The following is a 22715-nucleotide window of genomic DNA, read 5'->3' on the forward strand; positions in this document are numbered from 1 at the left end:
ATGGCAAACGAAAAATTCAAAGATAAAATCATAAAGGTTTTCGGTATGGAAATGGATGACGACGATCAATATTACGATGATGAATACTATGATGATGAAGTAGAAGAAGTTGTCGAAGAACCGAGAAACACCTACGCACCTCAGCCAAAGAAAACAACACCTGCCCCGAAACGTACAGGTCTTGTCGGTATTGGCGATGGTCCGGAGGTTTTGGTTTTAGACCCCGAACGTTTTGAAGACGCGCCAGGGATCGTCAATAAAATCAAGGCAGATAAGACGGTTGTTGTCAATCTCAAAAATACAGAATACGAAGATGGACAGAAAATTTTTGATTTCCTTAACGGAGCGGTTTTTGCTCTGGAAGGTTCTATCAACCGTATAGCCGATAATGTTTTTATCCTTGCGCCAAAACAGGTTTCTGTTTCCACAAGCATGGAAAAAGACGAGAGTGATACAATTACCCCTATTTTAAACTGGGATGATGATAAATAGGAATGATCGAAAGTATTTTAATTGTTGCCGGTCGTTATCTTGTTGAGTTGATCACGCTCCTGATTGTAGCGAATATTCTGATGAGCTGGTTTAATCCCAGCCCGGATAATCCGATCGTGAAACTGATTTATGGCTTAACCGAGCCAATCTTGTCACCGCTGCGCCGTTTTGCAGTCATTGGTCCCATTGATTTTTCTGGGATTGCGGCCGTGGTGTTGCTTCAGTTTATCATTTATCCTTTATATCAAATGCTGATTAAAGCGATTTTTTAGCATATAACCGTCTGCCGCCATGGACAGACGGTTTCATTTAAAGCTTGAAAGAAAACGAATACATAAAAATCTTCTATTATACATGAAAGGAGGTGAACAAAATATGCGCTCAGGGCAATATGCTTTGTATCATGGTGAAACCTTTAAGTGTCAGGAGATTATGCCGGATACATTTAAATTAATCGTAGATGGTAATAAGGCGCCGCCGGGTTTCAGGCAAAGCAGCTATGGTAATTTTACCAAAATGGTCCGTTATGAAGATTTGGAAAAGGTCATGCAGATTAAGACAATGGTCGTCTATCGGAATGAAAATCTGACGCTGCTGGATGAAGATGAGGAAAAGCTTATCGTCACAACGGCAGATAAACGCATTGGTTTTCGTTTGGGGATGACAGAGAACGGAAGGGGAGAGTTCGTTCTTGAGTTGTCAAAGTCAGAATCCTATGAGATCCTCGAATATATGGAGTGAGCTAAAGGAAAAAGGTTTAATGTGAAAAGCCGGTGATGGAACACCGGTTTTTTTGTCGTATGTTTTAGCTTGAGAACATTTGCGTTTTTAGCTATAATAGAAAAGATTGTTTATGAATCGTTTGGGGGACAGGCATTTGGAACAGCGAGTACAAAATCTGACAAAAGGCAATATCTATAAAACACTGGCAGTGTTTGCGCTGCCCTACCTCATGGCCAATTTTATCCAGGCCCTCTATGGCGCGGTGGATATGATGGTCGTTGGCTGGTTTAATGACGCAGCTGTGGTCGCGGCAGTTTCCATCGGAACACAGATGATGCAGATTGTCATAAGCTTTGTAGCCGGGCTGACCATGGGCGGCACCATCATTATTGCCCAGTATTATGGCGGTGGCAGAGAAAAAGATACCGTTGAGACCATCAGTACCATGCTGACGCTTTTTGCCATCGCTGCGCTTCTAATGACATTGGCATTGTTTCTGCTGGCCGCGCCGTTTTTGGGTTTGCTGAAGACACCGGCGGAATCCTTTGCCTCGGCCATGGATTATGTTCGGATTTGTGCCTGCGGAATCTTTTTTATCTTTGGTTATAATGCTTTGGCGGCAATGCTTAGAGGTCTGGGCGACTCTAAAAGCCCATTGTATTTTATTGCGGCAGCCTGTGTGTTTAACATCGTTTTTGACTTACTGCTGGTAGGCGGCCTGAAAATGGGCGCGGCGGGAGCTGCCCTGGCAACAGCCGGTTCACAGGGAGTCAGTATGATCCTGGCCATTGTTTATCTGAACCGGAAAAGCTTTATTTTTAAATTCAAAAGAGGAAACTTCAGGATTTACAGAGACAAGGCTGAACGGCTTCTGAAGGTAGGGATTCCGGTATCTTTGCAGGAGACTTTACTGCAGATTTCCTTTTTGTTTATTACAGCTATCATCAATACGATGGGAGTTGTTGCAGCCGCCGCGGTTGGTATTGCGGGAAAATTTGACGCTTTTGCCATGCTTCCGGCCAGCGCCTTTTCGGGGGCTATCGCGGCCATTGCAGCTCAGAATATTGGAGCAGGGCAGCCTGACCGCGCGAAGAAATCTCTTTTCGCCAGTATTGTGATGTCACTGCTCTGTTCAATCCCTTTTTTTATCTGGGCCCAGGTTTTTCCAGCGTCTGTTTTACAGATTTTTAGAGCGGAACCGGCAGTTATTTCGGCCGGAACAGCCTATCTGAGAACCTTCAGTATTGATTTTATGCTTGTTGCCTTTGGTTTCTGCTTTCTTGGTTTTTTTAACGGCTGTGGACGAACAGCTTTTTCAATGGTTAACGGTGTGGCGGCGTCCCTGCTTGTCCGCCTGCCGCTGGCATGGATTTTAAGTGTGACACTGTCTGGCAGTCTAATGGCCATTGGTCTGGCGGCGCCGGCAGCCACTCTGGTTTCTGTTGTGGCAGAGATCATTTATTTAAGACTGGGGCGTTGGAAAACCCCCGTGGTATGAGGTATGGAAATGGATAAAAAAGATGAATTTTTGCTGGCCAGAGTAGAGGAAGCCTGCCAGAATAATTATGCCCCCCAGTTTTTCGATTTTCAGGATGAGGCCATGCAGATGAAAATGGAAAAGATTTTAAAACATTCTGGAGAGCCCTATCTTTTCTGGGGAGGAACGGAAAATGCCGGAAGGCGAATGCTGTGTATCTACCCGGATTATTTAGAAGCCGATACACTCGAATGGCCGATGCTGGCAGTCGCTTTCCCCAAGGAATTTCCAATGGATCACCGCAATGTGCTCGGAGAGCTGATGCATCTGGGCATCACGCGGGAATGTGTAGGCGATATTAATATGAACGATGAAGAAGTCCAGGTGGTTTTTGCAGAACGCCTGAGAGATTTTATCACCTTGAATTTTACAAAGGTGAAGGGCAGGACCATTAAGCCTGAAATACTGGAGCCTGACCAGATCAAAACCTTTGAGCTGCGGTTTAAGCGGCTGGAGCTGGTAGCTGCATCGGACCGTCTGGATGGTGTAATCAATAAAATATGGGGCTTTTCAAGACAGGACAGCATTACTTATATTAAACAGCGCCGTGTCCGTGTCAACTATGAAGCGGTCACTAAAAATGATTATCGGATCAAGAATGGCGATGTTATTTCGTTCAGAGGCAAGGGAAAAGCAGTGATCACAGAGCTTGGCGGTGTCACCAAAAAGGGAAACCTTCGTCTGATTGTTGATAAATATATTTAGAAGAAATTGAGGAATGAATCAATGGAAATAAAAGAATACCATGTCTCGGAAGAAAAAGCTGGTGTGCGTCTTGACGCTTACTGCGCTGAGCAGGAGCCGGATTTTTCCAGAGGCTATATTAAGAATTTACTGAACGAAGGCGCCGTGAAGGTGGATGGCGGCCAGAAAAAAGCCAGCTATAAGCTGAAGGGCAAAGAGATCATTACTATGGAGATTCCTGAGCCGGCGGAGAGCACGATTGAGCCAGAGAATATCCCCTTAGAGATCATCTATGAGGATGAGGATGTGATTGTGGTCAATAAGCCAAAGGGAATGGTGGTGCACCCGGCCCCGGGCAGCCCGTCCGGCACGCTGGTCAATGCCCTGATGCACCATACCGGCGCACTGTCAAACATCAACGGTGTTTACAGGCCGGGGATCATTCACCGGATCGATAAGGATACCTCTGGGCTTTTGATGGTGGCGAAAAATAATGCCGCCCATCAGAATTTGACGGAGCAGCTGAAGGCGCACACCATCACCCGCCAGTATAAGGCGCTGGTGAAGGGCATCATGGAGAATAACCGCGGCACCATCGATATGCCCATCGGCAGGCATCCAAAGGATCGTGTCCGTATGGCGGTGGTTAAGGAAAATTCAAAAGAGGCAGTTACGCATTTCGAGACCCTTAAGCGCTATGCAGAGGGCTATACGCTGATGCAGTTTCGGCTTGAAACCGGCAGAACGCATCAGATCAGGGTGCACATGCAGGCCATTGGCTACCCCATCGCGGGCGATCCCTTATATAAAGGAGATAAAAAAAATCCCTTTAAGACGGAGGGGCAGTGCCTTCACGCTGAGCTGCTGGGCTTCAAGCACCCCCGCACCGGCGAGTACATGGAGTTCTCTGCGCCCCTGCCCGAAGCCTTTCAGGCGATTCTGGACGGGCTGAAGGAAATTGAGTAAAAACTTTGGATTTTAATCAAACGTAGCATTTAAAAAAATAAAGCTGCGCGTTTTCATACGACACATATGACAAGGCGCAGGCAGTATAAGCGGTCTGTTTTATTTTTAAGCAGACCGCTTTTGTTTATTATAATACAATTAAATAGTAAAATAAATAAACTGAGTTAAAAAATGCTTACCAGACCCCTTGTTTTTTTATGTCACATGACGCTGCGCTTTGCCATATGTGTCATATGAAAGCCGGAAGATTTAAGATGCTTCTAACGCTATGTTTAGACTACATTTGCTCGTCGCTGTCGAAAACCTGCCGGATCGCGGTGATTTTATCTTTGCTGGGTGTCACGTACATGGTGTTTTGGTTGGTGAAAATAACCATGCCTGGTTTGGATTTTTTAGGCTTCTTTAAATACTTGAACTCAACGTAGTCCACCGGGACATTTTCGGAGTTTTTGGCCTTGCTGTGCCAGGCTGCCAGCATTCCCGCCTCCAGAAGGGTATCCTCTGTGATGAAACGCCCCTTTGCCACCACCAGGACGTGTGAGCCGGGAATATCCTTGACGTGAAGCCAGCAGTCCTCGTCTACGCCCAGGCGTGTGGAAATATAATCGTTCTGGTAATTGTTTTTCCCAACAAAAATGTCAAAGCCCTCGGATGAGATGAAGTGCAGAGGTTTGGAAGCTGCAACCTTTTTCTTGGCTTCCTTAGGGGTCAGGCCCTTTTTGTTAAATTCAGAATGCATGAATTCGTGGCGGATTTCGTCCAGCTCGTTGAGCTCTGTGGATTGGTCCAGACCGCCTGTGAGGCTCTCCAGGTAGTAGACCTGTTCCTCGGTGGTTTTGATCTGTTCGGCCAGCTGTATCTGGGCCCGTTTGCCCTTGTTGTATTTTTTATAAAAGCGCTGGGCATTTTGGGAGGGCGTTTCATTGACCTTGAGATGAACCTTGACGGTTTTCATTTCCGGGTCGGTATAGTCCACCAGCTCAATGGTCTCCATACCCTTTTCAATCCTGTAGATATTGGCGGTAATCAGGTCGCCGTAGAGCTTGTTTTTTTCGTTTTTTTTGGAGTTGTCCATATCCTGATGCAGGTTCTGGAGCTTTTTGTAGTTTTTTTTCAACAGAGTGTCCAGCTGATGCCGCAGATTGGCGCTCTTTGCCTTGAAACGGATTTTTTTATCCTTGATATAGTAAAATGCTTCCAGCATTTTTGAGACGCTTGTGTAGGCACTGCGTTCGTTATCGGTCATATGGTGGAGGCTGACCGTTGAAAAATCAATGATTTCACGCCGAAAGTAATAAATGCCGCAGTCGGGCCCCTTTTCAATTTCATCCATAACCTCTCTGAAAGCCTGATATAAATAGCCAAGCTGCTTTTTTGAAAATTCTCTGAGCTTGAGCTCAGGGTTAAGACCGGCTCTGAAACAGAATTCCCGGGCGATAATGGGGCTTAAGCCCAGAAAGCACTGCACCCAGAAGCGTTCGGTAACGGTTTCGGCGTTTTCCGCCACCATTTCATGATACCGGGCCTCTGTCAGAGATAAAAAATTCTGCCGGCCGCTTTCAGGCGGGTAAATATAGGCCTTGCCAGGCAGAATCTGGCGGTAGCGGTTGGAGCCGGAGCCCACTTTTTTCATGGCGTCCAGAATGATGTCCTCACTATCCTGGGTTTCGCCGGAGGCGTTTGTCTTATCATCGATTAAAATAACATTGCTGTTTCGGCCCATGATCTCGACCATCAGCTTTTTGATCACCACATCGTTGAATTCATTTTTACCGGAGATGCTGAACTCGATCACCCGGTCTGTTTCGTGCTGCACAATGTCCACAATGATGCCGTTGAGAAGGTGTTTTCTCAGCACCATGCAGAAGCTGGGGGGCGTGTTGGGGTTTTCCTTGAGCTTTTCACTCAGGTAGGCGCGCGGATTGTTGGCGTTGGCTGAGATCAGGAGGTTATAATTTTCCTTTTCTCTGTTAATCGTCATGCGGATTTCATCGTTTTCGGGCTGGTATATTTTGCGGATACGGCCACCCATGATGGTCGCCTGTAATTCTTTTATTAAATGTTTGGTAGTAATGCCGTCAAATGCCATTGGTTCAATTCCCTTCATCTATTTTAAAGATTTTTATTTCTTTATTTAATCTTTTCAAATAATTCTAGCATTTCCTGTTGTTTTTTGGAAGTTTTTTGGATATGATAGAAGGTAAATAATTCAAAATGGAAAGATAGGCTTAAGAATGAATTTTACAAAAATGCAGGGTGCCGGAAATGACTTTATCGTCATTGACAATATGGATCAGTCCATCGAGCTGCCGGCGCCGTTAATAGAGGCAATGTGCAGGCCGCATTTTGGCATCGGCGCAGACGGTTTGATTCTGGTCGAGCCTTCGGAGTCCTGTGATGTGCGAATGAATTATTACAACCAGGACGGTTCCATTGCTGAAATGTGCGGCAACGGCGTCCGCTGTCTTGCCAAATATGCAGCCGATGCTGGTATTGTGGACGCGTCAAAACCCTTTGAGGTTGAGACCAGAGCCGGTAAAATCGGCGTCCAGGTTTTAGAATCCTACCGGGGGGTATCAACCATCAGAGTAAGCATGGGCAGTGTCAGTTTTCAGACACAGGACATTCCGGTCATTTCGGATAAAACGACGCTCCTCGGTGAAAAGATCACTTACAAAGATCGGGAGCTTACCTATGGCTGCGCGTCTATGGGCAATCCGCATATGGCTGTTTTAGTCGAAAATGTGGACAGCTTCCCCATAGAGGAGGTTGGCCCTTATTTTGAAAAGCACCCTATGTTCCCAAATAAATGTAATATCAGCTTTGCGGAGGTCATCAGCCATGACAGTATTGCCATGGATACATGGGAACGCGGTGTCGGCCGTACGCTGGCTTGTGGTACTGGTACCTGTGCGACGGTTGCGGTGCTGCACCGCATGGGCTTGGTTGGCAATAAGGTCCACGCCTGTTTATCCGGCGGAGATCTGGTGATTGAGCTCGACGGGAGCGCTGTCTTTATGACAGGACCGGCAAAGGTTGTTTTTAGGGGGACCTATGAAATGCAGGTTCCAAATGAAGAAGAAGCGTTATTTGCAGCTTTAAGAGGATTGTAAGCCTGAAAAGAACGGAGGCAACAAAAATGAAAAGTATGACAGGTTTTGGCCGTAAGGATTACAGAGATGAAGCACTGGAGATATCAATTGAAATAAAAACGATTAATCATCGTTTCAGAGATTTTTTTCTGAAGCTGCCGCGGTCATTGAATCCCATTGAGGAAAATATCCGCAAGGCCATCAGTGAAAAAATCGCCCGTGGACGCATTGAGATTTTTATCAAATATAACGAGCTGGACGCTCAGAATAAACGGATTGTGTTTAACCGTGATCTTGCTAAGGCATACATCCATGTTCTGAATGAAATTAAAACCCTGGACTCCATGATTGATGATGATCTGAGCCCGGGACTGATTGCCAAATTTCCAGATGTTGTAAGTCTTGAGGATGAAAGCGTGGATTATGACGAGGTCTGGTGTAAAATGGCCCCGGTGCTGGAGGAAGCCCTGGAACAGGTGGACACCAGCCGAAGCCGTGAGGGAGAAGCCCTCAAAAGGGATGTTGCGGCCCGCTGCGCTGTTATTGAAGAGGCTGTTTCAGCCATAGAGGCTAAAAGTCCTGAAATGCTGAAAAAATATCAGGAAGAGCTCCGCACAAAAGTGGAAGCCTACACAGATTCTATGGAAGTGGATGAAAAGCGTGTTTTAACCGAGGTGGCCATTATGGCGGACAAGCTGGACATCAGCGAGGAGCTGACACGGCTTAAAAGCCATACCGGCCGTTTAAAAGAGATTCTGGGAGAAGAGGATGAACCGGTTGGCCGTAAGCTGGATTTTCTGGTACAGGAATTAAACCGTGAGATCAATACCATCGGTTCAAAGTCCAACGACATCGGCATTGCCAATCTTGTAGTAGATGTCAAAAGTGAAATTGAAAAAATCCGCGAACAGATACAGAATATCGAATGATATAAAAAAACGTCAGCAATTGGAGGAGTTTAAGCAAATATGAGTAGTGAAGAAAAATTTTTTGAACGGGAAAAAGGGATTCTGATTGTCATCTCAGGGCCTTCCTGTGCCGGTAAGGGCACAGTGTGCAGAATTGTGCGTGAAAACCGCCCGGAGATACGGCTTTCCATTTCTGAAACCACCCGTTCACCAAGAAATTATGAAGTGCCGGGGAAGGATTACTTCTTTGTCACCAAAGAAGAGTTCAAACAGCGTATTGAGCAGGGAAAGTACCTGGAATACGCAACGGTTTATGATAATTATTATGGAACTCCAAAGGATTATGTTGAAAATCTGCTCGAAGAAGGGTATGATGTTATACTGGAAATTGATATTCAGGGTGCCGCAAAGGTTCGTGAGAACTACAAGGAAGGTATTTATATTTTTATAGCGCCCCCGTCTATGAAGGAGCTGCGCAGAAGAATTGAGATGCGTGGTACAGAAAGTGCAGAGCAGATGGAAATGCGTCTGAGCTGTGCTTATGATGAGATGACAAATGCGGATGATTACAGCTATATTGTCATTAATCAGGATAAAAATGTGGCGGCACACCAGGTCGAATCCATTATCATTGCTGAAAAATGCAGAACCGAACGTTTGAAAAACAAAGTAAATGATATTCTAGGGAGGTAGAAATGAAACCAAATATTACAGATAATTATACAAGTAAAGGGATGCGCTATCCAGCCATCAACGATTTAATTTCCAAGGCGAGCAATAAATATGAGCTGGTGCTGGCAACCGCTAAAAGAGCAAGAGAAATCATTGATGGTGACGAACCATTGGTGAAAATTACCATTGATAATCCGGTTTCCATTGCGACTGCGGAAATCGCGCAGGATCTTGTACGCCCCGTACAGCCTGCAGAAGCCTCAGAGGTTGACGATGTTTTTGAAGATGCTGTTTTCCCGGAAGATGAACTTTGTAGCGAAGCTGAAACAACCGCTGATATGGCTGAAGATTTATAGGAACAGTTGTGAAATTTGCTGAGATTTATTTAAATCAGACGAATAAGCGAATTGATCATCCTTACGATTATAAAATACCGGAAAGGTTTGAGCCGGTCGTTGTTCCCGGAGTGCGTGTCGGCGTAACCTTCGGGAACGGAAACCGTCAGCTTGAGGGCTTTGTGGTCCGTGTGAAAAAGGAAACCGCTTATCCGGATAAAATCAAAGAACTTGAAGCAGTTATTGATGAAAGCCCGATTTTAACAAAGGAACAGATCGCTTTATGTCTCTGGATGAAAAGCACCTACTGCTCTTTGTTTTATGAGGGCCTTTATCATTTTACAAGCCCTGTGAAGGTTGTCAGGCGGCTGGTGATCTCTGAGGAAAACCCCCATGAGAACCGGATCGCCTTTGAGCCCTACGAATCCACTGAAAAAGTCTATCGGCTTGAACAAAAAGAAAGGGTGAGCGGACCGGTACAGAAACAAATTCTCGAGCTGCTTGAGACAAGGGATTTCACCAGAAGAGAGATCTGTGAGCTGCTGGGAGATGTTGGCAGCAGCCTTCGCTCCCTTGAGAAGAAGGGACTGGTTTCTGCCTATGAACGGGATACAAGCTGTAAGGCGATAGGTGAAAAAGTAAGGCCAGAAGATATTGTGATCTCGGAGAGCGGCGATTTTTTATATCGCCAATTTTCAGAGAAACGACAAAAGGGAACTCCGTGCTTTATTTTTGAGGAAAATTTAGAAACCAGACTTATGCTCTACTGTAAGGCGGTGGAGGAGTGTCTGAGCAGGGGAAAGACAGCATTGATGCTGTTCCCGGAAATTGGGCTTTCCCTTGAGACGCGGACCTTGCTATACCGATATTTTGGAAACGCTGTGGCGGTTTGTCATGGAAAGCTCAGCCAAAAGGAGCGGTATCAGATTTTTAAACGGGTAAGCTGTGGCGAGATAAAGGTATTGGTAGGGTCGAGGGCGGCATTATTCATGCCCTTCAGAAAGCTTGGGCTCATCATTGTGGATGAAGAACGCGATCCATCCTATTATGCGTCTGCAATGCCCCGGTATAATACCATTACCATTGCTCAGAAATATGCGTCCCTCTGCGATGCGGATATGATCATCAGTGATGAGATTCCATCTGTCGCGGCGGTAAAAAAGACGGAAACCGGGGAATGGACAGGAATTTACAACGCGCCCTGTTTTGCAAGAAAGAAGCCTGTGCCGGCCATCGTGGATATGCAGAGTGAAATGAAGTCGGGGAATTTTGACTTTATGAGCTCCCGCCTCAAAGAGTGTCTTGAAAAAACACTGGCGGAAAAAAAGACAGCCATGCTGCTGATCAATAAACGCGGCTATGCCTCCTATGTCTTTTGCAGGAGCTGCGGTTATGTGGAAAAATGCCCTGCCTGCGGCGTCAGTCTGAAATACTATGCAGGAGGTGATGTTTTAAAATGTCATTACTGCGGGTATACTAAAAAAAGAAACACGATCTGTCCCGAATGCGGAGAGAAAAAAATCAAGGCGCTGGGGCTGGGGATTGACCAGGTCTATGAGCTGCTGAAAAAGCGCTACCCCGACAGTCGAATTTTAAAACTGGACGGTGAAACCATCACCTCCTATGAAGATTTTAAAAAAGTCAATCGAGAGCTCTCGGAGAAACACTGGGATATTATTTTGGGGACACGGATGCTGCTGAGAAATTTTGATTTTCAAAATATCGGGTTAGCTGCTGCGCTGCTCATTGATGGCGATTTAAACCATGGGGACTACAGCTCATCGGAGAACGCTTACCAGCTTTACAAGCGTTTTTTTAACCGTATGACGGAGGCTACACCCTGTCTGATTCAGACCTACGAACCAGATAACATCACAAATGCGGCGCTGACTTCAGAAAATCCGGCAGATTTTTACAGACAGGAATTTGAATATCGGCGTCTCATGGGCTATCCGCCGGAAAAGCATCTTGTATTGTTCAGTTTGTTTCATGCGAATGAAGCACAGGTGGCAAATGACAGCCGTGCGTTTTTCCATTCGTTAAAGAAAGTCTCCGGATCTGGAACATCTGTGGAAATTTTTGAGCCCTTTTTATCTGGCGTCATCCGTGGAAACGGACAGATTCGCTGGAAAATTTTGTTGAAAACAAAGGATTTGGATGCCTTTAAACATATTATTGAAGAAGTAACGGCGGCGGGGGAAATAGAGCGGTTGGCCTCAAAGGTGTCAATCGAAATTGATCCCCCTGCCACCTTGTAGAAAGGAGAATAGAATGGCCATAAGAAAAATGCGGGTAAACGACGATCCGATTCTCAGAAAAAAGACCCGCGAGATTACTGAAATAAATGATCGGATCATTGAACTGCAAAAAGATATGCTGGATACAATGTATGCTGAGGAAGGAGTCGGCCTGGCAGCGCCGCAGGTTGGGGTGCTGAAACAGCTGATCGTCATTGATATTGGTGAGGGTCCGGTGACCCTGATTAACCCGGAGATCACAAAGCAGGAAGGCTCAGTCGTTGAGGAAGAAGCCTGTTTGAGCTTTCCAGACCGCTCCGGTAAGGTGGAACGCCCAGAATTTGTCACGGTTGAATACACCGATTTAAACGGTGACCGCTATGAAATGGAATGCCAGGGGCTGATGGCCCGGGCGGTATGCCATGAGGTTGACCATCTGAACGGCATTGTGTTTTTGGACAGGGTAATTAAATGACAAAATTACGTATTGTATTGATGGGAACCACCGATTTTGCGGTTCCCGCCCTCAATAAGCTGGTGGAAGCCGGGCATGATGTGGCGGCTGTGGTCGCCCAGCCCGACCGACCAAACCAGCGGGGGAAAAAAATAAAATTTCTGCCTGTAAAGCAGCGTGCGCTGGAGCTGGGAATACCGGTTCTGCAGCCTGAGAGAATTAAGGTACCGGAAGTGGTTGAAGAGCTGCGTGCGCTGAAAGCAGACGTTTTTGTGGTAGCAGCCTATGGTCAGATTCTGTCTGAAGAGATTTTGTTCATGCCGCCTCTGGGTTCTGTGAATATTCACGGTTCATTGCTGCCCAAATACCGGGGCGCAGCTCCGGTGCACCATGCCATTATCGACGGAGAAACAGAGTCGGGCGTTACAATCATGAAAATGGATATTGGCATGGATACAGGAGATATGCTTTCAAAGGTGAGTGTGCCCATCGATGCGAAAACAACCGTAGGCTACCTTCATGATCTTTTGGCAGAAAAGGGAGCGGAGCTGCTGCTTGATACGCTGGAGTCCCTCAGCAATGGTTCAGCTATTCCTGAAAAGCAGGATGAAAATTTGGCAACTTACGCGGATAAGGTTGAAAAGACCACTGGAAAGCTTGACTGGAATCAAACAAGCTTTAAAATCTTACGGCGTATTAACGGAACGGATCCCTTCCCAGGTGCATATACTGAATTAAACGGTGAAAAGATAAAATGTTTTGCGCCGGAAAGCTTGGACTATTCTGGGGAAGAGCTTCCTGGAACTGTCCTGCAGGCAGATACAAAGCATGGCTTAGTAGTAAAAACCGGTGATGGCGCGCTGGCGGTTGGAGAAATCCAGATGCCGGGCAAGAAAAGAATGCTGTCAAAGGTTTATTTCAACGGAAACAGCATCGCCCTTGGCTCACGGTTTGAATAGATTAAGCTTGATTTTAGAGTGCTTTTGTATAATAGGTCACAAATAATTAAAAATGTGAGGAAAATAAAATGTTTTTAAGTTACTATAGCTCAATGCTGATATTGATACCAGGGCTTATATTAGCCGCCTATGCACAGTATCAGGTCAGCAGTGCCTATAAAACCTATAGCCGTGTGCGGACCAGAAACGGTCTGACCGGGGCTCAGGCAGCCCGAAAGCTGCTGGATATCAATGGATTAAGCAATATTGGCATCGAGAGCATTGGCGGGAACCTGACAGACCATTATGACCCCAGGCACAAGGTCATGCGCTTGTCTGGCGGCGTTGGCAGTCAGGACAGCATCGCGGCTGTCGGTGTCGCGGCACATGAAACCGGTCATGCCATTCAGGACAAAGAGGGCTACTTTCCTCTGCGTTTCCGCAATGCCATTGTACCAGTCTGCAATTTTGCCTCCAATGCTGCGTGGCCGCTGTTTTTCATTGGCCTGATCTTTGGCAGAGGCGGCACCGGGTTTGGCGTAACGTTAATGAACATCGGGATTATTTTATTCTGTGTTTCCCTGGTGTTCTATATTATCACACTGCCGGTGGAATTTAATGCGAGCCGACGGGCTGTGGCGGCTCTGGAAGAGTACCAGCTCATTGCTCCGGGTGAAGAACAGGGGGTTAAGAAGGTGCTTCGGGCAGCTGCGTTAACCTATGTTGCCAGTACGCTTATGGCATTTTTAAACCTGCTGCGTCTGCTAGCGCTTCGGAACAGGAACTAGCCGCTTATGAAAATTCGTGAACAAGCCGTAAAAACGCTTCTCAGAGTCGGCAGGGAAGGCGCTTATTCCAATTTGGAAACTAAAAAAGTGCTTGGAGAAAATCATTACAAAGAAGAGGACCGTGGACTTTATCTCAATATTGTCTACGGGACTCTCCAAAATAAACTGTATCTGGATTACCTTTTAAAAAAGCATATTTCAAAAGATCTGAATAAGCTTGACCCCGAGGTGTTGGAAATACTCAGGATTGCGGTTTATCAGATTTATTTTTTGGACAAAATCCCATCCTATGCAGCGGTGAATGAATCGGTTGAGATCACCGGAAGGATCAAGCCAAAGGCCAGAGGTTTTGTCAACGGAGTGCTCAGAAACATACTCCGAAGTAAGGAGACGGATGAGGCTTTTGATTTTTTTTCCTTCAGCAATGAGAAAGAAGCGCTATCCGTTCGATACTCTATACCGGTCTGGATCATCCATAAATATTATGAAACCTTTGGCGCTGAAAAGGCAGAGAAAATCATTCCTCTTCTTAATGAAAAGCCTCCCTTTACTATAAGAGCAAATACCCTTAAGGTCGACAGAAACACTTTGGAAGAAAAACTTTCGGATAAGGGGATTTATTGTGAAAAAGGAGCACTGGACTGTGATGCACTCCATTTAAGCCACCTGGGGGGCTTTGAAAATCAGGTGCAGTGTGACCCGCTGTTCACAGCTGGTTGTTTTATGATTCAGGATCAGGGGGCAATGAAAGCCGCCCGGCTTCTAGGGCCAGAAAAGACGGACCGCGTGCTGGATATGTGTGCTGCGCCGGGTGGAAAAACGACCCATTTAAGCCAGATAATGGAAAACGAAGGCACGATTATTGCCCGAGATATTTTTGACAGCCGGCTTAAGCTCATTGAGGAGACAGCCGCGCGCCTTGGCATCTGTAATATTGAAACGGAGAAAACAGACGGCTGTATTTTCAGGCCGGAGGATCGTGAAGCCTTTGACAGGATACTGCTGGATGCGCCGTGCTCAGGCCTTGGCATCATCCGCAGAAAGCCTGAGATACGCTACACCATCACAAAGAAAGCCCGAAAGGAGCTGGTCCGGATTCAGAGGCAGCTTCTGGATCATGCGGTTCAATACCTGAAGCCAGGCGGTACCCTGGTCTATTGTACCTGCACGGTCAACAGCGACGAAAATGAAAGGCAGATTGAGCGGGTGCAGAAAGACTATCCCTTTATGCGCATAGAAGCCGTCTCTGAAGGGGAAAACAGCATTCATACAAGCCCCCTTGATGATGGCTGCGACTGCTTTTTTATGGCAAAATTGAAAAAAGATTGTTAACTTTGTTAGAATTTATGTTATAATAATTAAAAGTGTATTGACTCAATGAGGATCCGGCTTTATGCCGGATTTTTAATTGGATAGAAAGGTAATCCATTTTCTGATGGAAAATATATTTGGAAAAACATTAACTGAGTGTAGAATGCTGATGGAAGAGGCCGGAGAGCCATCCTTCAGGGGAAAACAGCTTTATCAATGGCTGTATGAAAAGAAAGCGGCGCAACTTGACGATTGCACGAATCTTTCGAAAAACCTTCGTGAAAAACTGAAAAGCCACTACAATATCGAACATGGAAGCATTGAAAAAACACAGGAAGACCCAGAGGATGGGACAAGAAAATACCTGATCCGTCTGCCGGATGGCAACAGTATTGAAACCGTACTGATGTCCTACCATCATGGCTATTCTCTGTGTGTTTCCAGCCAGGTGGGCTGCAGGATGGGCTGTGCGTTCTGCGCATCTACAAAAGGTGGGAAAATCCGAGACCTTGAAGCAGGCGAGATTCTGGATCAGATTTATCTGGTAGAGCAGGAAGCAGGAATCCGGATTTCCAATGTCGTGATTATGGGGATCGGTGAACCGCTGGACAATTACGATAATATACTGAAATTTTTAAATATTGCAAACGAGGGCTGGGGAATCGGACAGCGCAAAATCACCCTGTCTACCTGCGGCCTTGTTCCACAAATTGAAGCGTTGGCAGAACTGGACCTTCAGATTAACCTCGCCATTTCACTGCATTCCCCCTTTCAGGAGCGCCGGGAAACATTGATGCCAGTGGCAAAAAAATATCGGATTGAAGAACTTCTTAAGGTTTGTAACAATTATTTTACAAAAACAAAGAGAAGAATCACTTTTGAATATGCATTGATCGATGGATTTAATGATCGCCCCGAAGATGTAGCTGAGCTTGCTGAAATACTGGGGAAAATGCCTTGTCATATCAACTTAATTGGCCTGAATCCGGTTACGGAAAGTGCGTACAAGGGAAGCCGAAATGTAAATTTTTTTAGCAATGAGTTGAAAAAGCGCGGTATTACTTGTACAATTAGAAGGAAAATAGGCGATAATATCGACGCGGCCTGTGGACAGCTGCGCCAGAAAGCAGACGGAATGAAGAGGTGATGAGATGAAGTGCGCGTATTCTTCAAACATAGGTGCCAAGCGGAAAGTGAATCAGGACGCCTGCCTGGCAGCTACCATTGAAAACAGTGGAAGAAAATACTATGTCTTCGCAGTAGCCGATGGTTTAGGCGGTCACCGTTCCGGTGAAATTGCCAGTCAGATGGCTGTTGATTATATAAAAGAAAAGCTGTCAGATGTCGAAAACTATTTTGACTATGACGAGATGTACCATTTTGTCAATGCAATCAATCATGAGATTATTGATGTAAGCCGCAATTGTGAAGAGTGTCTTGGTATGGCGACCACTCTCACCATGTGCATACTTGACGGCAGCCGTTTAGGCGTTATTCATGTAGGCGACAGCAGGGCTTACCGCATTAACAAAGATGGAATGGAGCAGTTAACAAAGGACCACTCATTGGTTCAAGTGCTGGTGGATGAGGGGAAAATCACTTCGGTGGAAGCTAGTGTCCATCCTCAGAAAAACGTCATTACTCGAGCTCTCGGGACAGACGATATTGTTCAGCCGGATCTGTATGATTACCAGGTAACCTCGGAGGATGTCATTTTGATTTGCTCCGACGGTCTTTACAATATGGTTGATGAAGGGGCTATTCGGGAAATTGTATTAACGCATTCTCTGGAAGACGCGACCAAGGAATTGATTAACTTAGCAAACCACAACGGTGGCAATGATAACATTACCGTTGTACTGTTTAACCCAAAGGAAGAGGTAACTGCCAATGATTAGTAAGGTCTTGAACAATCGCTACGAGATAATTGAATTGATCGGGCGCGGAGGCATGGCCTATGTTTACAAAGCAAAGGACCGTAAGCTTAACCGTTATGTAGCGGTTAAGGTTTTGCGTGAAGAGTACACAGAAAACGAACAATTCATTAAGAAATTTGACCGTGAGTCCCAGGCTGCTGCGGGACTTTCCCATCCGAATATCGTTTCAGTTTACGATGTGGGTGTGGAAGGGGATATTTATTATATCATTATGGAGTATGTGGATGGTATTACCCTGAAGCAATACTTGAATAAAAAAGGGCATCTGGATTACAAGGAAGCTACCCGTTTTATCATTGACGTGGCAGCCGCGCTTAAATGCGCCCATGAGCATAAGATTATCCACAGGGATATAAAACCTCACAATATTCTTTTAACCCGCGATTTGGTGCCAAAAGTTGCGGATTTTGGTATTGCGAGAGCTATTACCAGCTCTACGGTAACCATGACCAACCAGACCATGGGCTCTGTTCACTATATTTCACCTGAACAGGCGAGAGGCGGCTTTGTGGATGAGCGTTCCGACCTTTATTCCCTTGGCATCATGTATTATGAGCTGCTGACTGGACAGCTTCCTTTTGATGAGGAAAATACGGTTACCATTGCCATTAAGCATATCCAGGAGGATTTGGTGCCTCCAAAGGAAATTATGCCGGATATACCGGCCAGTGTTAATGATGTTGTGGTCAAGCTGACCCATAAAAAGCCTGAAGACCGTTACCAGAATATGGATGAACTGATCGATGATCTTGAAAAGGTCATGGTGGATGCCAATGCGGCAGTGGGCGATAATGGCTCTGTGGTCAGTGATGAAACACAGATTATCGGTGATGAAGGATTATTCAAAATTGAGCCTGTTACAGGACCGATCGAAAGCGGTTATCACGACGATGATGAGGAAGAAGGAGATGATCTGGCGCAGGCCCAGCGGAAGAAAAAGAAAAAAATCATTGCTTTTTCTATCGCAGGCGGTATCTTGGCCATTATTCTGATTGTTATTTTGATGAATACATTGACGGCAAAGGCGGTCATGGTTCCGAACATTAAAAATATGACCCAGGAACAGGCAACCCAGGAGCTGGAAAAGGCCGGATTAAAGCTGGAAGTTGAAAATCAGGTGTACAGCTCAGACGTAGAATCTGGCAAAATCGTTTCTCAAAATCCTGAAGAAGGAAGAGAAATGAAAAAAGGACAGACTGTCAAGGTAACCGTGAGCAAGGGAACTCAGAATGTCACAGTACCAAAGGTTATCGGGTTGAGTGAGGCAGAAGCGACTGCGGCCATCGATAAGCTGAAGCTGGTCAAAAATGTCAAACGTGAATACAACAGCGATGTTGCCACGGGCATTGTCTATTCGGTTGATCCTGGCGAAGGTGTCAGTGTTGCTGAGGGCACCAGCATTACCCTTTATGTCAGCAAGGGGCAGGATCTTGTAACCGTTCCTGGAATTGTGGGTTTGAGCGAATCGGCCGCAGAAGCGCAGATTGAAAGCAGTGGACTGAGTGTTGGCCGGGTAACGACCAGCGAAAGCGACACGGTGAGCGCCGGTCTTGTTATCAGCCAGTCTCCTACAGAGGGAACTCAAACTGAGCGGGGCACGTCAATCAATTTTGTAGTCAGCAGCGGTAAGCCGACGCCAAGCCCAACGCCGACACCGACGCCAACGCCAACACCGACGCCAACACCAACACCACCCACAAACGAATGAATAAAATTGGATTATGTATGAAACAAAATAGAATCTCAGGAAGAATTATAAAAGGAATCGGAGGGTTTTACTATGTAAGACCCGATGGTTCCACTTCTTTATTAGAATGTAAAGCCCGGGGTGTTTTCAGACATCAGAAAATCAAACCCATGGTCGGTGATTTTGTAGAGGTAGTCGAAAATGACAGCGATGAACTGGCAATTGATAAAATAAAACCAAGAAAAAACGAATTTGTGCGCCCGCCTGTTTCCAATGTAGACGTGGCGTTAATTGTGTTTGCCGGAGAAAACCCGAGCCCAAACCTGTTGCTTTTGGATAAGCTTTTGATTGCATCGGAAATGAAAGTGGTTGAGCCTGTCATCTGTATTACAAAAACAGACCTCGTGGAAGCAGATGAACTGCAGAGGATTATGGATATTTACGCTAAAACACCCTATAAATGCTTTGCTTTTGATCAGACGGACAACATTGCCCTGCAGAAAATTGAAAGCGAAATAGCGGGAAAAACAGCCTTTCTCGCAGGCCCCTCAGGGGTAGGCAAGTCCACACTGGCCAACAGGCTGTGTGAGGCGGGTGCCATGGAAACCGGGGAGCTCAGCCAGAAGCTTAACCGTGGCAAGCACACCACACGTCATGTTGAACTGCTGGATTTAAAGGTTGGCGGGTATCTGCTGGATACCCCAGGCTTTTCATCCCTTAAGCTCGACAGCGAAATTGAGAAGGAAGACCTTCGATTTTATTTCCCGGAATTTGAGGAAGGCTCCTGCCGATTCGCGAGCTGCCTGCATCAGAGTGAGCCTGGTTGTGTAGTGAAGCAACAGCTTGAAAAGGGTGAAATCAGCCAGGTGCGCTATGAGCATTACAGCTATCTTTTGGATGAAATAAAAAATAAGCGAAGTGACTATTAGAATGAAAGCAGTCGTCTTTACAAATGGACAATACGAAAATCTAACTTTTTATAAAAATTATCTGGAGGACCAGGAGGCTTTTCAGGTGATCTGTGCTGATGGCGGTGCAAATGCCGCCCATGCTCTGGGCGTAACGCCGCAGCTGTTAGTTGGAGATATGGATTCGATCCATGCAGAGTTGCTTGCGGATTATTCAGAAGGAGGTGTGACCATTGACCATCATTCGACTCATAAGGACGAAACGGATACCGAGCTGGCCATCGAGTATTGCATAAAGAATGGCTTTGATGAGGTGGTCATCTTCGGCGCCCTGGGAAGCCGATTTGACCACAGCTTCGGGAACCTTTATTTGCTTAATCGCCTTCTAAAAAAAGGGGTTCGGGGCGAGATTGTCAATGAAAATAATCGGGTTTTTCTGGTAAAGGACCGGGCTGTTCTGGATGTGCCAGTGGGAACCACTGTTTCGATTTTGGCATTTACTGATCAGGCCAGCGGAATTAATATTGAAGGGTTTGAATATCCGGTGAAAAACGGTGTGATGGCGCATTTTTTTCCGGGGTACGGCATCAGTAACGTAACGGTAGAGAAGTGCCCTGAAATATCGGTTGAGCAGGGGATTTTGATGGTTGACATTGTAAATGAGTAAAATAAAAACGTGCAAGTATTATACCTGCACGTTTTTATAAGTTGAAGCGAGAACTATGCTCTTTCAACTTTACCGGAACGTAAGCATCTGGTGCAAACATTAACTCTTTGTGGAGTACCATCAAGTACAATTTTAACTTTTTGTAAATTAGGTTTCCATACTCTTTTATTATGTTTATTAGAGTGAGTGACATTGTTGCCAGACACAACGCTTTTTTTACATACAAAACATTCTTTAGCCATTTGTCCAACCTCCCTTGCGCTATTCTTCTACTAAAACAGAGGTTATTATATCACAAAATTTAAAAATAATGCAATAAGAATTTTGACTTTCTTGAAATATTTATGTAAAATAGATATGATATAGTTGAGTAAAGAAGATAAAGGAGTATTTACCAATGAAAATAAAAAACGAATTAGGATATATTGATATCTCGCGTAAAGCGATTGCGGATATTGCCGGAAACGCTGCTATGGGATGCTACGGCTTAGTCGGTATGGCACATCAGCGCGGTAAGGACGGTCTGATTGAAATAATGTCCGGAGAGCAGGCCAGCAAAGGCGTCGGCGTCAAAATCGACGACGATGGAAAACTGATTATCGATCTGTACGTGATCGTAGAGCAGGCTATAAAGATTTCCGTTGTTGCTGAAAATATTATTTCAGCCGTAAAATATAGCGTTGAAAAACAAACTTCACTGAAGGTAAAACGCATCAGTGTTAATGTCGTAAGCGTAAGAGTGTAGGTGGAGGAAGGAATGAAGACCCAAATTATTGATGGAAATTTACTAAAAAAAATGTTCGAGTATGGTGCAAAAAATCTCGAAATTTATAAAAAAACAGTGGATGAGCTTAATGTGTTTCCGGTACCGGATGGTGATACGGGAACCAACATGTCTTTAACTTTCTCACATTCGGTAAGTGAGCTGGAAAAAATGACGGGCGTCAGCCTTTACAGTGTGGCAAAAACCGCCTCCAGCGGCGCTTTGATCGGTGCGCGCGGGAACTCTGGCGTTATCCTTTCCCAGCTTCTCCGCGGCTTGGCCGAAGGCTGTAAGGACAAGGAAGAATTGGATATTAAGGGTCTCGGGCTGGCGATTCGCGCCGCCGCAGATGCTGCGTACAAAGCAGTTATGAAGCCTACCGAGGGTACAATTTTGACAGTTGCACGTGAAATGGCTGAATTTGCCATGGATAATTATGACCGTTATGACAATCTTGACGATTATCTTGAAAACATCATTTCCTACGGCAAAAAATCACTGGCAAAGACACCGGAATTGTTACCAGTGCTAAAAGAAGCCGGTGTGGTAGATGCCGGCGGACAGGGCTTGATTTTTATTATGGAGGGTGCCTATAAGGGAATGACCAATCAGGAGCTGAGTCAGGAGGTAAACCTGAATATCAGCGACCGCGAGCGCTTTGTGGACGATTCAAACATGCAGCCCGAGGATATTACCTTTGGCTACTGTACAGAATTTATCGTCAAGGACGCTGCCAAGGCGGATGATAATGAGCTGCGTGAATACCTGAATACGATTGGGGACTGTGTGCTTGTTATCAAAGATGACGACATCATTAAGGTGCATGTGCATACGGACCACCCCGGCAAGGCTTTTGAAAAGGGGCTGACCTATGGCGCTTTGATCCGCATGAAGGTTGACAATATGCGTGAAATGCTGGGCGCACCTGAGGAGGAAGCTGAGGACAATGAACCGCCTAAGCCCTATGGCTTTGTGGCTGTATCTCCGGGGGCAGGTCTTACCAATTTATTTAAGGATCTTGGGATTACCCGAGTGATCTCCGGCGGACAGACCATGAATCCAAGCACCCAAGATTTTCTGGATGAAATTGAAAAGACCAATGCGGAAGAAATTTTCCTTTTCCCGAATAACAGTAATATTATCATGGCCGCCAATCAGGCACAGGCCATTTCAGAAAAGCATGTGCATGTTATTCCAACCAAGACAATTCCGCAGTGCGTCACAGCGATGCTGACCTTCCAGCCCGAGGTTGACTGGGAAGAAAATGAAAAGAACATGCTGGAAGTCATTCCAACTGTTAAAACGGGAGAGATTACCTTTGCAGTTCGTGACACCAAAATCAATGGCCTGAAGATTGCTAAAAATGATATTATTGGTATCTTTGGCGGCGAAATCGTTGTGAAGGGTGATGATGTAGCCGAGGTGACCAAGGAGCTTCTGGACAAAATGGTCGACGAGGACAGCGAGCTGGTTTCTGTTTACTACGGTTCGGATGTTGCAGAGGACGATGCGGAAGCACTTGTTGAAAATCTGGAAGAAAAATTTGAGGACTGCGATGTTGAAATCAACGAAGGCGGACAGCCATTGTATTATTACATTGTGTCTGTAGAATAAAT

Annotated in this window: 24 protein-coding genes; 22 read left to right on the forward strand and 2 right to left on the reverse strand. The window is 45.7% G+C overall.

Going from position 1 to position 22715, the window contains the following annotated elements:
* The 6 genes from FYJ53_RS05340 to FYJ53_RS05365 all read left to right on the forward strand — a co-directional run bounded on the left by FYJ53_RS05340 (position 1) and on the right by FYJ53_RS05365 (position 4402).
* Entirely contained in the window at positions 1-492 is a 492-nt protein-coding gene (locus FYJ53_RS05340) for a cell division protein SepF (RefSeq protein WP_013381613.1), read from the forward strand.
* A 2-nt stretch (positions 493-494) separates the two neighbouring features.
* Entirely contained in the window at positions 495-764 is a 270-nt protein-coding gene (locus FYJ53_RS05345; RefSeq protein WP_013381612.1) for a YggT family protein, read from the forward strand.
* Positions 765-867: 103 nt separating this feature from the next.
* Positions 868-1233, forward strand: a complete 366-nt coding sequence (locus FYJ53_RS05350) for a hypothetical protein (protein WP_013381611.1) — start codon at positions 868-870, stop codon at positions 1231-1233.
* Between the two features lie 136 nt (positions 1234-1369).
* Positions 1370-2713: an MATE family efflux transporter gene (locus FYJ53_RS05355; protein WP_154557080.1), complete on the forward strand. Its 1344-nt coding sequence runs from the start codon at positions 1370-1372 to the stop codon at positions 2711-2713.
* Positions 2714-2722: 9 nt separating this feature from the next.
* Positions 2723-3457, forward strand: coding sequence for a YlmH/Sll1252 family protein (locus FYJ53_RS05360; RefSeq protein ID WP_154557081.1), 735 nt, complete (start codon positions 2723-2725; stop codon positions 3455-3457).
* 21 nt (positions 3458-3478) lie between these two features.
* Positions 3479-4402 (forward strand): RluA family pseudouridine synthase, encoded by a 924-nt coding sequence (locus FYJ53_RS05365; RefSeq protein ID WP_013381608.1) that lies wholly within the window; start codon positions 3479-3481, stop codon positions 4400-4402.
* Positions 4403-4679: 277 nt separating this feature from the next.
* Here FYJ53_RS05365 and FYJ53_RS05370 read toward each other — a convergent pair whose 3' ends face one another.
* Complete coding sequence (locus tag FYJ53_RS05370) at positions 4680-6491, reverse strand: NFACT family protein (RefSeq protein ID WP_195840239.1); 1812 nt, start codon at positions 6489-6491, stop codon at positions 4680-4682.
* A gap of 145 nt (positions 6492-6636) precedes the next feature.
* Here FYJ53_RS05370 and dapF point away from each other — a divergent pair, with 145 nt between their 5' ends.
* The 14 genes from dapF to FYJ53_RS05440 all read left to right on the forward strand — a co-directional run bounded on the left by dapF (position 6637) and on the right by FYJ53_RS05440 (position 20336).
* Complete coding sequence (gene dapF / locus FYJ53_RS05375) at positions 6637-7515, forward strand: diaminopimelate epimerase (RefSeq protein WP_013381606.1); 879 nt, start codon at positions 6637-6639, stop codon at positions 7513-7515.
* 26 nt (positions 7516-7541) lie between these two features.
* Complete coding sequence (locus FYJ53_RS05380) at positions 7542-8423, forward strand: YicC/YloC family endoribonuclease (RefSeq protein WP_013381605.1); 882 nt, start codon at positions 7542-7544, stop codon at positions 8421-8423.
* A 39-nt stretch (positions 8424-8462) separates the two neighbouring features.
* The gene (gene gmk, locus FYJ53_RS05385) at positions 8463-9095 is read left to right on the forward strand and encodes a guanylate kinase (RefSeq protein WP_154557083.1); all 633 of its coding nucleotides are present in this window, start codon (positions 8463-8465) and stop codon (positions 9093-9095) included.
* A gap of 2 nt (positions 9096-9097) precedes the next feature.
* On the forward strand, positions 9098-9430 hold the full coding sequence (rpoZ, locus tag FYJ53_RS05390; protein WP_013381603.1) for a DNA-directed RNA polymerase subunit omega: 333 nt from the start codon (positions 9098-9100) through the stop codon (positions 9428-9430).
* An 8-nt stretch (positions 9431-9438) separates the two neighbouring features.
* A complete protein-coding gene (priA, locus tag FYJ53_RS21405; protein ID WP_154557084.1) occupies positions 9439-11667 on the forward strand; it encodes a primosomal protein N' in 2229 nt (742 codons plus the stop codon).
* Positions 11668-11680: 13 nt separating this feature from the next.
* Positions 11681-12121, forward strand: coding sequence for a peptide deformylase (gene def / locus FYJ53_RS05400; protein WP_013381601.1), 441 nt, complete (start codon positions 11681-11683; stop codon positions 12119-12121).
* A complete protein-coding gene (fmt, locus tag FYJ53_RS05405; protein WP_154557085.1) occupies positions 12118-13059 on the forward strand; it encodes a methionyl-tRNA formyltransferase in 942 nt (313 codons plus the stop codon). Before def ends, fmt begins: the two co-directional genes overlap by 4 nt.
* Positions 13060-13127: 68 nt before the next feature.
* Positions 13128-13826 (forward strand): zinc metallopeptidase, encoded by a 699-nt coding sequence (locus tag FYJ53_RS05410; RefSeq protein WP_154557086.1) that lies wholly within the window; start codon positions 13128-13130, stop codon positions 13824-13826.
* A gap of 6 nt (positions 13827-13832) precedes the next feature.
* On the forward strand, positions 13833-15158 hold the full coding sequence (gene rsmB / locus FYJ53_RS05415) for a 16S rRNA (cytosine(967)-C(5))-methyltransferase RsmB (RefSeq protein WP_154557087.1): 1326 nt from the start codon (positions 13833-13835) through the stop codon (positions 15156-15158).
* 103 nt (positions 15159-15261) lie between these two features.
* A complete protein-coding gene (gene rlmN, locus FYJ53_RS05420) occupies positions 15262-16284 on the forward strand; it encodes a 23S rRNA (adenine(2503)-C(2))-methyltransferase RlmN (protein ID WP_013381597.1) in 1023 nt (340 codons plus the stop codon).
* A gap of 4 nt (positions 16285-16288) precedes the next feature.
* A complete protein-coding gene (locus FYJ53_RS05425; protein WP_013381596.1) occupies positions 16289-17035 on the forward strand; it encodes a Stp1/IreP family PP2C-type Ser/Thr phosphatase in 747 nt (248 codons plus the stop codon).
* Complete coding sequence (gene pknB / locus FYJ53_RS05430; protein ID WP_013381595.1) at positions 17028-18782, forward strand: Stk1 family PASTA domain-containing Ser/Thr kinase; 1755 nt, start codon at positions 17028-17030, stop codon at positions 18780-18782. Before FYJ53_RS05425 ends, pknB begins: the two co-directional genes overlap by 8 nt.
* Before the next feature lie 17 nt (positions 18783-18799).
* Positions 18800-19690, forward strand: coding sequence for a ribosome small subunit-dependent GTPase A (gene rsgA / locus FYJ53_RS05435; RefSeq protein ID WP_243143942.1), 891 nt, complete (start codon positions 18800-18802; stop codon positions 19688-19690).
* A gap of 1 nt (position 19691) precedes the next feature.
* Entirely contained in the window at positions 19692-20336 is a 645-nt protein-coding gene (locus tag FYJ53_RS05440) for a thiamine diphosphokinase (RefSeq protein WP_154557089.1), read from the forward strand.
* A gap of 53 nt (positions 20337-20389) precedes the next feature.
* Here FYJ53_RS05440 and rpmB read toward each other — a convergent pair whose 3' ends face one another.
* Positions 20390-20578: a 50S ribosomal protein L28 gene (gene rpmB / locus FYJ53_RS05445; RefSeq protein WP_073382339.1), complete on the reverse strand. Its 189-nt coding sequence runs from the start codon at positions 20576-20578 to the stop codon at positions 20390-20392.
* A gap of 155 nt (positions 20579-20733) precedes the next feature.
* Here rpmB and FYJ53_RS05450 point away from each other — a divergent pair, with 155 nt between their 5' ends.
* Positions 20734-21081 (forward strand): Asp23/Gls24 family envelope stress response protein, encoded by a 348-nt coding sequence (locus tag FYJ53_RS05450; protein ID WP_013381591.1) that lies wholly within the window; start codon positions 20734-20736, stop codon positions 21079-21081.
* A gap of 12 nt (positions 21082-21093) precedes the next feature.
* On the forward strand, positions 21094-22713 hold the full coding sequence (locus FYJ53_RS05455; RefSeq protein WP_154557090.1) for a DAK2 domain-containing protein: 1620 nt from the start codon (positions 21094-21096) through the stop codon (positions 22711-22713).
* Positions 22714-22715: the final 2 nt, after the last annotated feature.

This window comes from Eubacterium sp. BL-380-WT-2B (genome assembly GCF_009696115.1).
GTDB lineage: Bacteria > Bacillota > Clostridia > Eubacteriales > Eubacteriaceae > Eubacterium > Eubacterium callanderi.

Bases quoted from the DNA above. Each gene is read 5' to 3' on its own strand.
- FYJ53_RS05425 (WP_013381596.1), top strand. From the start codon at position 16,289: ATGAAGTGCGCGTATTCTTCAAACATAGGTGCCAAGCGGAAAGTGAAT.
- rsgA (WP_243143942.1), top strand. From the start codon at position 18,800: ATGAAACAAAATAGAATCTCAGGAAGAATTATAAAAGGAATCGGAGGG.
- FYJ53_RS05340 (WP_013381613.1), top strand. From the start codon at position 1: ATGGCAAACGAAAAATTCAAAGATAAAATCATAAAGGTTTTCGGTATG.
- FYJ53_RS05365 (WP_013381608.1), top strand. From the start codon at position 3,479: ATGGAAATAAAAGAATACCATGTCTCGGAAGAAAAAGCTGGTGTGCGT.
- FYJ53_RS05360 (WP_154557081.1), top strand. From the start codon at position 2,723: ATGGATAAAAAAGATGAATTTTTGCTGGCCAGAGTAGAGGAAGCCTGC.
- FYJ53_RS05410 (WP_154557086.1), top strand. From the start codon at position 13,128: ATGTTTTTAAGTTACTATAGCTCAATGCTGATATTGATACCAGGGCTT.
- FYJ53_RS05370 (WP_195840239.1), bottom strand. From the start codon at position 6,491: ATGGCATTTGACGGCATTACTACCAAACATTTAATAAAAGAATTACAG.
- dapF (WP_013381606.1), top strand. From the start codon at position 6,637: ATGAATTTTACAAAAATGCAGGGTGCCGGAAATGACTTTATCGTCATT.
- pknB (WP_013381595.1), top strand. From the start codon at position 17,028: ATGATTAGTAAGGTCTTGAACAATCGCTACGAGATAATTGAATTGATC.
- FYJ53_RS05345 (WP_013381612.1), top strand. From the start codon at position 495: ATGATCGAAAGTATTTTAATTGTTGCCGGTCGTTATCTTGTTGAGTTG.
- fmt (WP_154557085.1), top strand. From the start codon at position 12,118: ATGACAAAATTACGTATTGTATTGATGGGAACCACCGATTTTGCGGTT.
- FYJ53_RS05440 (WP_154557089.1), top strand. From the start codon at position 19,692: ATGAAAGCAGTCGTCTTTACAAATGGACAATACGAAAATCTAACTTTT.
- rpmB (WP_073382339.1), bottom strand. From the start codon at position 20,578: ATGGCTAAAGAATGTTTTGTATGTAAAAAAAGCGTTGTGTCTGGCAAC.
- rsmB (WP_154557087.1), top strand. From the start codon at position 13,833: ATGAAAATTCGTGAACAAGCCGTAAAAACGCTTCTCAGAGTCGGCAGG.
- FYJ53_RS05380 (WP_013381605.1), top strand. From the start codon at position 7,542: ATGAAAAGTATGACAGGTTTTGGCCGTAAGGATTACAGAGATGAAGCA.
- FYJ53_RS05350 (WP_013381611.1), top strand. From the start codon at position 868: ATGCGCTCAGGGCAATATGCTTTGTATCATGGTGAAACCTTTAAGTGT.
- gmk (WP_154557083.1), top strand. From the start codon at position 8,463: ATGAGTAGTGAAGAAAAATTTTTTGAACGGGAAAAAGGGATTCTGATT.
- rpoZ (WP_013381603.1), top strand. From the start codon at position 9,098: ATGAAACCAAATATTACAGATAATTATACAAGTAAAGGGATGCGCTAT.
- FYJ53_RS05450 (WP_013381591.1), top strand. From the start codon at position 20,734: ATGAAAATAAAAAACGAATTAGGATATATTGATATCTCGCGTAAAGCG.
- rlmN (WP_013381597.1), top strand. From the start codon at position 15,262: ATGGAAAATATATTTGGAAAAACATTAACTGAGTGTAGAATGCTGATG.
- FYJ53_RS05455 (WP_154557090.1), top strand. From the start codon at position 21,094: ATGAAGACCCAAATTATTGATGGAAATTTACTAAAAAAAATGTTCGAG.
- def (WP_013381601.1), top strand. From the start codon at position 11,681: ATGGCCATAAGAAAAATGCGGGTAAACGACGATCCGATTCTCAGAAAA.